Source organism: Nocardia sp. NPDC060249, assembly GCF_042728755.1.
Taxonomy (GTDB): Bacteria; Actinomycetota; Actinomycetes; order Mycobacteriales; family Mycobacteriaceae; genus Nocardia.
Genome location: NZ_JBHXAQ010000008.1, coordinates 193,630 through 206,447 on the forward strand (window position 1 = coordinate 193,630; position 12,818 = coordinate 206,447).

Annotated in this window: 9 protein-coding genes; all 9 read left to right on the forward strand. The window is 68.5% G+C overall.

Annotated elements, in window-relative coordinates; translation table 11 throughout:
• The first annotated feature begins 204 nt into the window (after window positions 1-204).
• The 9 genes from ACFWFP_RS26175 (at window position 205) to proB (ending at window position 12,658) form a co-directional block, all read left to right on the forward strand.
• The gene (locus ACFWFP_RS26175; protein WP_379299240.1) at window positions 205-2,883 is read left to right on the forward strand and encodes a valine--tRNA ligase; all 2,679 of its coding nucleotides are present in this window, start codon (window positions 205-207) and stop codon (window positions 2,881-2,883) included.
• 107 nt (window positions 2,884-2,990) lie between these two features.
• Window positions 2,991-4,361, forward strand: coding sequence for a bifunctional folylpolyglutamate synthase/dihydrofolate synthase (locus ACFWFP_RS26180; protein WP_379299269.1), 1,371 nt, complete (start codon window positions 2,991-2,993; stop codon window positions 4,359-4,361).
• Window positions 4,358-4,759, forward strand: coding sequence for a DUF4233 domain-containing protein (locus ACFWFP_RS26185; protein ID WP_379299242.1), 402 nt, complete (start codon window positions 4,358-4,360; stop codon window positions 4,757-4,759). The genes ACFWFP_RS26180 and ACFWFP_RS26185 overlap by 4 nt, the downstream gene beginning before the upstream one ends.
• A gap of 52 nt (window positions 4,760-4,811) precedes the next feature.
• Window positions 4,812-5,228 (forward strand): nucleoside-diphosphate kinase, encoded by a 417-nt coding sequence (ndk, locus tag ACFWFP_RS26190; RefSeq protein WP_266298471.1) that lies wholly within the window; start codon window positions 4,812-4,814, stop codon window positions 5,226-5,228.
• A 533-nt stretch (window positions 5,229-5,761) separates the two neighbouring features.
• The gene (locus tag ACFWFP_RS26195; protein ID WP_379299245.1) at window positions 5,762-8,986 is read left to right on the forward strand and encodes a translation initiation factor IF-2 N-terminal domain-containing protein; all 3,225 of its coding nucleotides are present in this window, start codon (window positions 5,762-5,764) and stop codon (window positions 8,984-8,986) included.
• Window positions 8,987-9,248: 262 nt separating this feature from the next.
• Window positions 9,249-9,560, forward strand: coding sequence for a 50S ribosomal protein L21 (gene rplU, locus ACFWFP_RS26200; RefSeq protein WP_379299247.1), 312 nt, complete (start codon window positions 9,249-9,251; stop codon window positions 9,558-9,560).
• 24 nt (window positions 9,561-9,584) lie between these two features.
• Entirely contained in the window at window positions 9,585-9,851 is a 267-nt protein-coding gene (gene rpmA / locus ACFWFP_RS26205; RefSeq protein WP_056821498.1) for a 50S ribosomal protein L27, read from the forward strand.
• 122 nt (window positions 9,852-9,973) lie between these two features.
• Window positions 9,974-11,437, forward strand: a complete 1,464-nt coding sequence (gene obgE, locus ACFWFP_RS26210; RefSeq protein ID WP_379299249.1) for a GTPase ObgE — start codon at window positions 9,974-9,976, stop codon at window positions 11,435-11,437.
• Window positions 11,438-11,542: 105 nt separating this feature from the next.
• Window positions 11,543-12,658 carry a glutamate 5-kinase gene (proB, locus tag ACFWFP_RS26215; RefSeq protein WP_379299251.1) on the forward strand — a complete coding sequence of 372 codons (1,116 nt, stop codon included), beginning with the start codon at window positions 11,543-11,545 and terminating at the stop codon, window positions 12,656-12,658.
• The last annotated feature ends 160 nt before the right edge of the window (window positions 12,659-12,818 follow it).

Consider the following 12,818-nt stretch of genomic DNA (forward strand, 5'->3'; position numbering starts at 1 on the left):
GTCGTGGCGCGTCACAAGCCTCGCCGACCAGCGTGGGTAGAAGCTGAGAATTCCATATGGATTCCGCTGAGCGGGCTTGATCGCCGGTAGTATCAGAGCTGTAGACGGAGTCTTCGGTGTCCCTCATCCACCGAAGATTCCGTCTTTTCTTGTGCTCGGGTAGGCGGGGAAAAAGCTGGTTGCCGCTCCCCTTAGGATTGGGACGTGACCAGCGCAGCCCCTGACAACTCGCGTAATCGTGCCGATGCCCTGCCCAAGAGCTGGAACCCCAGCGAGGTAGAGGCCGACCTGTACGAGGGCTGGGTAAACGCCGGGTACTTCGCCGCCGACGCCGCCTCGGACAGGCCGCCGTACTCGATCGTGCTGCCGCCGCCGAACGTCACCGGCACCCTGCACATGGGCCACGCGCTCGACCACACGATCATGGACCTGCTCACCCGCCGCAAGCGGATGCAGGGCTACGAGGTGCTGTGGCTGCCGGGCATGGACCACGCCGGCATCGCCACGCAGACGGTGGTCGAGAAGCAGCTCGCCGTCGACGGGAAGTCCAAGGAGGACTTCGGGCGTGAGCTGTTCATCGACAAGGTGTGGGACTGGAAGCGCGAGTCCGGCGGGCAGATCCAGGGGCAGATGCGTCGCCTCGGCGACGGCGTCGACTGGAGCCGCGACCGCTTCACCATGGACGAGGGTCTCTCGCGCGCCGTGCAGACGATCTTCAAGCGGCTCTACGACTCGGGGCTGATCTACCGCGCCGAGCGCCTGGTGAACTGGTCGCCGGTGCTGCAGACCGGCATCTCCGATCTCGAGGTGGACCACAAGGAGGTCGACGGCGAGCTCGTGAGCATGCGGTTCGGTTCACTGAACGACGACGAACCGCACGTGATCGTGGCCACCACCCGCGTGGAGACGATGCTCGGCGACACCGCCGTCGCGGTGCACCCGGACGACGAGCGGTACAAGGCGCTGATCGGCACCACGCTGTACCACCCGATCACCGGCCGCCAGATCCCGATCGTCGCCGACGACTACGTCGACCCCGAATTCGGTTCCGGCGCAGTGAAGATCACCCCGGCGCACGACCCCAACGACTTCGAGCTCGGCCTGCGCCACGGGCTGCCGATGCCGACGATCATGGACAAGACGGGCCGGATCGCCGACAGCGGCACCGAATTCGACGGCATGGACCGGTTCGAGGCCCGCGTCAAGATCCGCGAGCGGCTCGAGGCCGAAGGCCGCATCGTCGGCCGCAAGTTCCCCTACAAGCACCAGGTCGGTCACTCGGAGCGCTCCGGTGAGCCGATCGAGCCGCGCCTGTCGATGCAGTGGTGGGTCAAGGTCGACACCCTGGCCAAGGCCGCGGGCGACGCCGTGCGCGAAGGCGACGTGAAGATCCACCCGGCCAGCCAGGAACCGCGCTGGTTCGACTGGGTCGACAACATGCACGACTGGTGCATCTCGCGTCAGCTGTGGTGGGGCCACCGCATCCCGATCTGGTACGGCCCCGAAGGCGAGATCGTGTGCCTGGGCCCCGGCGAGGAAGCGCCCGAGGGCTGGGTGCAGGACCCCGATGTGCTCGACACCTGGTTCTCCTCGGGTCTGTGGCCGTTCTCCACGATGGGCTGGCCCGACTCGACCCCCGAGCTGTCGAAGTTCTATCCGACCAGCGTTCTCGTCACCGGGTACGACATCCTGTTCTTCTGGGTGGCCCGGATGATGATGTTCGGCATGTACGTGAGCGACGATCCGGTGCTCACCGCGGGCAAGGGCGGCCGGAAGCAGGTCCCGTTCGAAGATGTGTTCCTGCACGGGCTGATCCGCGACCAGCACGGCAAGAAGATGTCGAAGTCGCGCGGCAACGGCATCGACCCGCTCGACTGGATCAACTCCTACGGCGCCGACGCGCTGCGCTTCACCCTGGCCCGCGGCGCCCAGCCCGGCGGTGATCTCTCCGTCGGCGACGCGCACGCGCTGGCCTCGCGCAGCTTCGTCACCAAGCTGTTCAACGCCACCAAGTTCGCGCTGATGAACGGCGCGCGCACGGGCGAGCTGCCCGCGCGCGAGACCCTCACCGACGCCGACCGCTGGATCGTCGACCGGCTCGACGCCGTCCGCGCCGAGGTCGACACCGCCTTCGACGCCTACGAATTCGGCAAGGCCTGTGAGGCGCTCTACCACTTCGCGTGGGACGAGCTCTGCGACTGGTACCTGGAGCTGTCCAAGGTGCAGTTCGCCGAATCCGACGCGCGCGCCGAGAGCACCGCGGTGGTGCTCGGCAGTGTGCTCGACGCGGTGCTGCGCCTGCTGCACCCGGTGATCCCGTTCGTCACCGAGACCCTGTGGAAGGCGCTCACCGGCGGCGAATCGGTGGTGATCGCCGCGTGGCCGCAGGCCAGTGGCGTCGCGACCGACGAACTCGCCGCGCGGCGAGTGGCCGATACACAGCGGTTGATCACCGAGATCCGCCGGTTCCGCGGCGATCAGGGTCTGGCCGACAAGCAGAAGGTCGAGGCCACCCTCGTCGGGATCGAGGAGGTCGGGCTCGGCGGGTTCGCCGACTCGGTGGCCAATCTGGCCCGGCTCACCGAACCCGGCGAAGATTTCGCCACCACCGCCGAGGTGGAAGTGCGGTTGTCGGGCGGCACCGTCACCGTGCAGCTCGATACCTCCGGTGCGATCGACCTCGACGCCGAGCGTCGCCGGTTGGAGAAGGATCTCGCGGCCGCGCAGAAGGATCTCGACACCACCACGGCCAAGCTCGGCAACGAGGCCTTCCTGGCCAAGGCGCCGCAGCCGGTCGTCGACAAGATCACCGGTCGACGTGAGGTGGCCGCGGCCGAAGTCACGCGCATCGGCGCCCGCCTGGCGGAGTTGAGCGCCAAGTGAGCGACCTGGGCCCCGGTGACCTCGACCCCGAAGACGCCGACTTCGGTGGCAGCGACTACAGCGCGGCCCAGCTCGGCACCGGACCGTCGCCGGTCGACCTCGCCGAGATGGCGCTGGTAGAGGCCGAGCTCGACAAGCGCTGGCCCGAAACCAAGATCGAGCCGTCGCTCACCAGGATCGCCACCCTGATGGATCTGCTGGGCAACCCGCAGAACAACTATCCGGCGATCCATGTCGCGGGCACCAACGGCAAGACGTCGGTGACCCGGATGATCGACGCCCTGCTCACCGCGCTGCATCGGCGCACCGGCCGGATCACCAGCCCGCATCTGCAGCTGGCGACCGAGCGGATCAGCATCGATAACGTGCCGATCTCCCCGGCGGGCTACGTGGCGACCTATCACGAGCTCGTGCCCTATATCGGGATGATCGACCAGCGTTCCGCCGAATCCGGCGGCCCCGCGATGAGCAAGTTCGAAGTGCTCACCGGCATGGCCTACGCGGCGTTCGCCGAGGCGCCGGTCGACGTGGCCGTCGTGGAAACCGGCATGGGCGGCACCTGGGACGCCACCAATGTGATCCACGCGCAGGTCGCGGTGATCACGCCGATCGGCCTCGACCACACCGAGTACCTCGGTCCCGACCTCGAGTCGATCGCCAAGGAGAAGGCCGGGATCATCAAGCGCGCCCCCGAGGCGCTGATCCCGACCGACACCGTCGCGGTGATCGCCGAGCAGGAACCCGAGGTGATGGACGTACTGCTGCGCCGGGCCGTCGCCGAGGACGCCGCGGTGGCCCGCGAGGGCGCGGAGTTCCGGGTACTGGAACGGGGCGTCGCCGTCGGCGGGCAGCTGCTCACCCTGCAGGGGCTCGGCGGCGTTTACGACGAGATCTTCCTGCCGCTGCACGGCGAGCACCAGGCCCGCAACGCGACGCTGGCGCTGGCCGCGGTGGAGGCGTTCTTCGGGGCGGGCGCGGATCGTCAGCTCGATATCGAGGCCGTGCGCGCCGGTTTCGCGACGGTGGCCAGCCCGGGGCGGATGGAACGGATGCGCAACGCGCCGACCATCTTCGTCGACGCCGCCCACAACCCGGCGGGTGCGCAGGCGCTGGCCGCGACGCTCACCGGCGAGTTCGACTTCCGCAAGCTGGTCGGGGTGGTCGCGGTACTCGCCGACAAGGACGCGGCCGGGATTCTCGACGCGCTCGAACCGGTCTTCGACGAAATCGTCGTCACCAGCAACGGCTCCCCGCGGGCCATGGACGTGGACTCGCTGGCCGACCTGGCCGTGCAGCGGTTCGGCGACGAACGAGTGATCACCGCCGAGACACTGCCCGACGCGCTGGAGTCGGCGATCGCGCTGGCCGAGCAGGCGGGCGACGAGGGCGACGTGATCTCCGGCGCCGGCGTGGTGGTCACCGGGTCGGTCGTCACCGCGGGCGCCGCGCGCGCCCTGTTCGGAAAGGCTCCGGCATGAGTGAACAACAAGTGCCTCCTCCCGCCAACGATCCGTGGAAAGGTCTGCGCGGTGTGATGGCGGGGACGTTGATCCTCGAGGCGATCGTGGTCCTGCTGGCGCTGCCGGTGGTCGCCGACGTGGGCGGCGGTGTCACGTGGTTCTCCGGCACCTATCTCGTGGTGCTCTCGGTGCTGATGATCCTGGGCGCGGGGGTGCAGCGCAAGCCGTGGGCGATCCCGTTCAACCTGGGTCTGCAGGTGCTGCTGCTCGCGGGCGCCTTCATCCACCTGTCGATCGGCGTGATCGCGGTGGTGTTCATCGCGGTCTGGGCGTTCATCCTCGTCCTGCGCTCGGACGTGCAGCGCCGAATGGACGCCGGACTACTCCCCAGTCAGCGCATGAGCACCAAGTCCTGACCGCTCGAGGGCCCGATCGGCGTGCTGACACGGCCGACGCTAGGGTTACCCCGTGACTGAGCAGACGTTGGTACTCATCAAGCCGGACGGTGTCTCCCGAGGCCTCACCGGCGAGATCCTCGCGCGCATCGAGCGCAAGGGCCTCACTTTCCAGGCGCTGGAGCTGAAAAACGTGTCCGCGGAACTCGCGGCCGAGCACTACGCCGAACACGCCGAGCGGCCCTTCTTCGGCTCGCTCATCGAATTCATCACCTCCGGCCCGGTCGTCGCGGCCGTGCTCGAAGGCCCGCGCGCGATCGCGGCGTTCCGTCAGCTCGCCGGTGGCACCGACCCGGTGGAGAAGGCCGTGCCCGGCACCATCCGCGGCGACTTCGGCCTGGAGACCCAGTTCAACCTGGTCCACGGATCCGACTCGCCCGAGTCCGCCAAGCGCGAGATCGCCCTCTGGTTCCCCGAATTTCCCGCCTGACCCGCAGCGGTCGGTAGCGCAGCAAAGGTAGAAGGACACCCGGTCAGGCGGTATCGGACTCCGCCCGGCCGGGGCGGCCTCGTGTGCCGGATCCGCCGGGTGAGACCACGGCCGTGAGCGGGGCGGAGTTCGCGTGAGTTGCGCCGATGGCGATCCTCGCGCGAACCGTATGGGATACTGACAATGGATGTGTTCGACGCCGACCTGTCGCGCAGGTACGTGACGCGGTGTCGGACATGACCGGATGACACCGCGGTTGATGCCGATCATCGCTGCCACGGACGGCCCTGTTGCTGGGGTCGCCCGCCCAGGCACGCTGGATGAGCGCTCGAAAGCGCGGTGCCACGCCGTACAGCCAGGCGCCGTGTGACCGGTTGGCCCGCCAGATGATCGATCAAGGTGCGACCGGACACGCGGGGCGAGACCAGATGACCCTCGTACCATCGGGTACGAGGTGCACGGACGATGCCCCCGCGTCGGCCGCGTCACTCCCGTACCGGGGAAGGACGCGCCCGGGGGCCCGAGGAGACTTCGTGGCCGAAAAAGAGCCGCTGGACACAACACAACAGGATGCCGATCAATTGCCGGAGCGAATTCGAGTTCATGCACTGGCCAAACGGTTGGGAGTGACCAGCAAGCGCATCCTGGCCAAACTGGCCGAGCTGGGCGCCGAGGCGCGCAGCGTTCAATCCAATGTCGACCGGTCGGTCGCCGAAACGGTGCGCGACGCGATCGCCGCCGCTGACGCCGAACCCGGCGAACCCGCAGCACCCGCACCCGCGACGCGCGCGAAGAAGAGTGCCGCGTCCACCCCCGTCGCCGAGCAGCCGGCCGACCCGTCAGCGGCGCCCGCGTCGCTGTTCTCCGCGCCCCACGTCGCGCGCACCGACGAGGTGTTCGCCGCGATGCGCGAAGACGCGCACACGGATCTGTTCACCCACCGCGCGTCGGAATCGCCCGTGCGGGCCGAGCCGGTGACCTTCGAGGCGCCCGCCTCGGTGGATATGCCGTTGTTCCTCCCGCCGGATGCCACCGCCGCCGAGGAGACCCGCAAGCGCCGTCGCGCCGAGCGGGCCCCCAAGAAGACCGAAGAGCCCGCCGCGCCGCCGGTGGAGGAAACCGTCACGACCAAGGCCGAGGAGCTCGACGCCGAGGCCGAGGACGAAGCCGCCGATCAGTCCGGTGACAACGACGCCGACGGCCAGCCGCGCCGCCGCCGCCGTGGCCGCCGGGGTCGGGGTCGTGGTCGCGGCGAGCAGTCCGCCGACGGCGAGGACACCGAGTCCGAGGCCGAGGACGACGACACCGACGAAGCCGAGCAGCCGGCCGAGCAGGTCACCGCCGAGGCCGAGCAGGCCGAGGACACCGAATCCGACACCGATGACGAGGACGGCTCCACCGATGGGGCGAGCCGTCGCCGCCGTCGTCGTCGCCGTCGCAAGGTCGGTGGCGAGTCCGCCGATGCCGAGTCGGCGACCGAGGACGATCCGCCGAACACCGTCGTGCACGAGCGCGAGCCCCGCAACAAGAGCCGCGGTCGTTCCAGCGCGAGCAACCCCGACGAAGTACAGGGCATCTCCGGCTCCACCCGGCTGGAAGCCAAGCGTCAGCGTCGCCGTGACGGCCGGGAAGCCGGGCGTCGTCGTCCGCCGATCCTGACCGAGTCGGAGTTCCTGGCCCGCCGCGAGGCGGTCGACCGGGTGATGGTCGTGCGCGAGAAGGCGTTCGATCCCGCCGAGCACGCACCGGGGCACCAGACCACCACCCAGGTGGCGGTCCTCGAGGACAACATTCTCGTCGAGCACTTCGTGACCAGTTCCGGTCAGGCGTCGATGGTGGGCAATGTCTACCTCGGCAAGGTCCAGAACGTGCTGCCCAGCATGGAAGCGGCGTTCATCGACATCGGCCGCGGCCGCAACGGTGTGCTCTACGCCGGTGAGGTGAACTGGGAAGCCGCCGGTCTCGGCGGTCGCGAGCGCAAGATCGAACAGGCGCTCAAGCCCGGCGATCAGGTGCTGGTGCAGGTGTCCAAGGACCCGGTCGGGCACAAGGGCGCCCGCCTCACCACCCAGATCTCGCTGGCCGGTCGCTTCCTGGTGTACGTGCCCGGCGGTACCTCCACCGGGATCAGCCGCAAGCTGCCCGACACCGAGCGCAAGCGTCTCAAGGAGATCCTGCGCGAGATCGTCCCGTCCGACGCCGGGGTGATCATCCGGACCGCGTCCGAGGGTGTCAGCGAGCCCGAACTGGCTCGCGACGTCGAGCGGCTGCAGGCCGCCTGGCGCACCATCGAAGAGGCCGCCGCCAAGGAGACCAACGCACCGAAGGCCCTCTACGAAGAGCCCGACATGCTGGTCAAGGTCATCCGCGACCTGTTCAACGAGGACTTCGCCAAGCTGGTCATCGAAGGTGACCGCGCGTGGAGCACCGTCGAGACCTACGTCCGCACGGTGGCGCCCGACCTGCTGCCCCGGGTCAACCGGCACGAGAACCTCGGTGTCGACGTGTTCGACGCCTTCCGGATCGACGAGCAGCTGGCCAAGGCGCTCGACCGCAAGGTGTGGCTGCCCTCGGGCGGCACCCTGGTGATCGACCGCACCGAGGCGATGACCGTCGTCGACGTCAACACCGGCAAGTTCACCGGTTCGGGCTCGTCGAACCTCGAAGAGACCGTCACCAAGAACAACCTGGAAGCGGCCGAAGAGATCGTGCGCCAGATGCGGCTGCGCGATATCGGCGGCATGATCGTCGTCGACTTCATCGACATGGTCCTCGAATCCAACCGTGACCTGGTGCTGCGTCGTCTCACCGAGGCGCTCGGACGCGACCGCACCCGCCACCAGGTGTCGGAAGTCACCTCGCTGGGCCTGGTCCAGATGACCCGCAAGAAGCTGGGCACCGGACTGGTCGAGGCGTTCTCCACCACCTGTGAGCACTGCCACGGTCGCGGCATTCTCGTGCACTCCTACCCGGTGGATTCCGGGTCCGGTGTCGAGGAGCCGCGGTCGAAGGAGGGCAGTTCGCGCCGTCGACGCGGCAAGGATCGCGACAAGCCCGCCGCCACCGCGGCGCCGGCGACCAACGGCACCGCACCGGCCGCCGAGCACACCGAAGAGGACATCGCGGTCAAGCGGGCCCACCCGGTTGTGCTCGCGATGGCAGGCCATCACGAGGACGAGCCGAGTGGCGAGCACATCGAGGTCGTCGAGGAAGCGCCCGCCGAGCCCACCAGGGCGCGGTCGCGGTCGCGGTCGCGCCGTTCGGGTCGTGGTGCCGCCGTGGCGAATACCGAGCAGGGCACCGAGGGTCCGCTCACCGGGGTCATTTCCGGTGAGGCAGAACCCGAGGCCGTCGAGGTCGAGGAGGCAGTGGTGATCCCGGCGCCTGCCGATACCGCCGCTGTCGCCGAGACCCCGGACAGCGAGACCGCGCAGCTCGAATCGGCCGCGGTCGAGACCGCGCACGCCGAACCGGCCCCGGTCACCGAGGCCGAACCGGCTGCCGCCGCCGAGCCCGAACCGGCTGTCGCCGTCGAGGAACCCGCACCGCGGGCGCCTCGTAGGCGTCGCGTAGCCCGGTCGACGGCAGCGCCCGCCCCGGACAGCACGGGAGCCGTGTTCGTTCTGTCGGCGAACGAGCAGCCGTCCGCGGGTGCCGTCGTGGACTTCGCGGCGGAACCTGTGGTCGTCCCGGAACGTAAGCCGCGTCGTCGCGCCGTGGGTCGTCCCGCGGGCGCGCCGGCCGCCGAATCGAAGTAGCCCGAGGCTTGCGTGCGCGGATCGCTCCGCGCACGCAAGCCCTCGATTCGGCCCCTGACCGGCCGAATTGGGGGAGTGGATACCGCTCTGGTAACCTAGGTCGGTCGCTGCCCAGTGATTGAGCATCTGGCCGAACAGGCCGGATGTATACCGCAGGCAGCAAACGTTCTTCCCCCGCTCGTGCGGGGATGAGCCCAGGAATACGCGTCGCAGCTGCGGCGTGGACATGTGCAGGACCAATGTGAGTGGAGGAAGCCGACCGATGGCAGCGTACGCAATCGTCAAGACCGGCGGAAAGCAGTACAAGGTCGCGGTCGGTGACCTGGTGAAGGTCGAGAAGATCGAGGGCGCGCCCGGCACCGCCGTGGCGCTGACCCCGGTTCTCGTCGTCGACGGCACCGATCTGACCACCGACGCCGACAAGCTGGCCAAGATCTCCGTGGCCGCTGAGGTCATCGACCAGACCAAGGGCCCGAAGATCCGGATCCACAAGTTCAAGAACAAGACCGGCTACCACAAGCGCCAGGGTCACCGTCAGCCGCTGACGGTCATCAAGGTCACCGGCATCAAGTAAGAATTTTCCCGAGGAGACGAAGCAATGGCACATAAGAAGGGCGCATCCAGCTCCCGGAACGGCCGCGATTCGAACGCCCAGCGCCTCGGCGTGAAGCGTTTCGGCGGCCAGAAGGTCAGCGCGGGCGAGATCCTGGTCCGTCAGCGTGGAACCCACTTCCACCCGGGCGTGAACGTCGGCCGTGGTGGCGACGACACGCTGTTCGCCCTCGAGGCGGGCGCGGTCGAGTTCGGCACCAAGCGTGGCCGCAAGACCGTCAACATCGTCGTACCGGAGCCGGTCCAGGCCTGACCGCCTGGAGCTTCGCTCCCCACAGACACCAGAGCGGGTCAGGGTTGATTCCCTGACCCGCTCTGTCGTGTTCTCCCCACCCCTTACCGCAAACGACTAGTCAGAAGGAGGAGGATCAACCCATGTCCAAATTCATCGACCGCGTCGTGCTGCATGTTCGTGCCGGTAGAGGTGGACACGGTTGCGCCTCGGTGCATCGTGAGAAGTTCAAGCCGCTCGGTGGCCCCGACGGCGGCAACGGCGGCAACGGCGGCGACGTGATCCTCGAGGTCGACGCCAACGTTCACACCCTGCTCGATTTCCATTTCCACCCCAACGCCAAGGCGGGCAACGGCAAACCGGGCGAGGGCAGTAACCGCGAAGGCAAGAACGGCGCCGACCTGGTGCTCGCTGTGCCCGACGGCACTGTCGTCGTCGACGGTGACGGCAAGGTCGTCGTCGACCTCGTCGGCGTGGGCAACCGGTTCATCATCGCCCGTGGTGGCCGCGGTGGTCTGGGCAATGCCTCGCTGGCGTCGAAGGCACGCAAGGCGCCCGGTTTCGCGCTGCTCGGTGAAGAGGGCGAAGAGCTCGATCTCGTTCTCGAACTGAAGTCGGTCGCCGATGTCGGCCTGGTCGGATTCCCGTCGGCGGGCAAGTCGTCGCTGGTCTCGGTGCTGTCGGCCGCCAAGCCGAAGATCGCCGACTACCCGTTCACCACACTCGTCCCGAACCTCGGCGTCGTGCTCTCCGGTGACACCACCTTCACCGTCGCCGACGTGCCGGGTCTGATCCCCGGGGCCAGCGAAGGCCGCGGCCTCGGCCTGGACTTCCTGCGTCACCTGGAACGCTGCGCGGTGCTCGCCCATGTCGTCGACTGCGCGACCCTCGAGCCCGGTCGCGACCCGGTCTCCGATGTCGACGCTCTCGAAGCCGAGCTCGCCGCCTACAAGCCCGCGCTGTCGGGTGACGCCAGCCTGGGCGACCTCGCCGACCGGCCGCGCGTGGTGATCCTCAACAAGACCGACGTGCCCGACGCGGCCGAACTCGCCGAGATGGTGTCGGCCGAGTTCGCCGAACGTGGCTGGCCGGTGTTCGAGATCTCCGCGGTGAGCCGGGCGGGCCTGCGCCCCTTGACCTTCGCGCTGGCCGACATGGTGCGCGAATACCGCGAAGCCCACCCCAAGGCCGTGGCCAAGCGCCCGATCATCCGCCCGATCGGGACCGACGAGACCGGTTTCAGCGTCATCGCCGATCCGAACGAGCCCGGTGGCTTCATCGTGCGTGGCACCCGGCCCGAGCGCTGGATTCGCCAGACCGATTTCAACAACGACGAGGCCGTCGGCTACCTGGCCGACCGGTTGGCTCGCCTCGGTGTCGAAACCGAGCTGGTCAAGCAGGGTGCCGAGCCGGGTTGCCCGGTCACCATCGCCGATGTGACCTTCGAATGGGAGCCGATGATCTCGGCGGGTGTCGATATGCAGCCGACCGGCCGCGGAACCGACCTCCGGCTGGAGACCAACGATCGGATCGGCGCGGCCGAGCGCAAGCTCGCCTCGCAGGCCCGGCGCGGTCTGCTCGACGAAAACGGCGAACGCAAAGAGTGAGGTGGGTCGCGCCCGGCGAAATTCACTGTCGGGCGCGGCTGTTGGATCGGCATACTGCGATGGTTGACGAGGTAGCTCGGTGATCGTGGTGCAGGGAGTTGAACGATGCAGGTGGGTTCGGAGCTGAGTCAGGGACGCGCGGCGATCGTGTCGGCGCGCACCGTGGTGGTGAAGATCGGCTCGTCGGCGTTGACCAGCCTCGAAGGTGGTCTCGACACCGCGCGCCTCGATCTGCTGGCCGACGCGGTCGAAGCGCGGATGCGGGCCGGTTCGGATGTGGTGGTCGTGTCCTCGGGTGCGATCGGCGCGGGACTCGCTCCGCTCGGTCTGTCGAAGCGGCCCAAGGACCTGGCGACCAAGCAGGCCGCGGCCAGTGTCGGTCAGCTGGCTCTCGCCCACGCGTGGGGAACATCGTTCGCCCGTTACGACCGCACCGTCGGCCAGATCCTGCTCTCCGCCGACGATTTCGCCCGCCGAGAGCATCACCGCAACGCGCAGCGCACCCTGGACCGATTACGTTCGCTCGGCGCGATCGCGGTGGTGAACGAGAACGACACGGTCGCCACCGAGGAGATCCGCTTCGGCGACAACGACCGCCTCGCCGCCCTGGTGGCGCACCTGGTGGGCGCCGACGCCCTGATCCTGCTGTCGGATGTGGCCGGCCTCTACGACGGCGACCCGCGCAAGGGCGCCGCCAATTTCATTCCCGAGGTGCGCAGCAGCGCCGACCTCGACGGTGTCATCGCGGGCAGCGGTGGCGCGCTCGGCACCGGTGGCATGGCCTCCAAGCTCTCCGCGGCTCGTCTCGCCGCCGACGCGGGCATTCCTGTTCTGCTGGCCTCGGCCGCCGACGCCTCGGTCGCCCTCACCGGCGGGACTGTGGGCACGGCGTTCGCTGCCCGGCCGATCCGGCTCTCCGGTCGTAAGTTCTGGGTCCGCCATGCGGCTGATCCTCGTGGTGCGGTGCTGCTCGACGCGGGCGCGGTTGATGCGGTGGCTCAGCGGCACTCGTTGTTGGCGGCGGGTATTACCGGTATTCGTGGCCGCTTCTTCGGGGGGGACGTGGTCGATCTGGTCAGTCCTGATGACGAGGTTGTGGCTCGGGGGGTTATCGAATATGACAGTGCTGAGCTTGTGTCCATGCTCGGGCGGTCCACGACTGATCTGCCGGACACGATGCAACGGCCGGTGATTCATGCGGATGATCTGGTCAAGGTCTGAACCTGGTCGTTCTGGGTGCCGCATGCCGCATGCCGCATGCCGCGAAGAGATGACCTGGGTTGGAGTAGTCCCAGACGGTTTGACGCTGTGTTTGTTGGCGCGCTGGCGCGCGCGTGTCCGCGGCCCTGAGGGGCCGCCGGTCAGGCACCGGGGCTTGCTC

Coding starts and splice junctions, on each gene's coding strand:
- ACFWFP_RS26185 (WP_379299242.1), top strand. CDS start 4,358: ATGAGTGAACAACAAGTGCCTCCTCCCGCCAACGATCCGTGGAAAGGT.
- proB (WP_379299251.1), top strand. CDS start 11,543: ATGCAGGTGGGTTCGGAGCTGAGTCAGGGACGCGCGGCGATCGTGTCG.
- rpmA (WP_056821498.1), top strand. CDS start 9,585: ATGGCACATAAGAAGGGCGCATCCAGCTCCCGGAACGGCCGCGATTCG.
- rplU (WP_379299247.1), top strand. CDS start 9,249: ATGGCAGCGTACGCAATCGTCAAGACCGGCGGAAAGCAGTACAAGGTC.
- obgE (WP_379299249.1), top strand. CDS start 9,974: ATGTCCAAATTCATCGACCGCGTCGTGCTGCATGTTCGTGCCGGTAGA.
- ACFWFP_RS26180 (WP_379299269.1), top strand. CDS start 2,991: ATGGCGCTGGTAGAGGCCGAGCTCGACAAGCGCTGGCCCGAAACCAAG.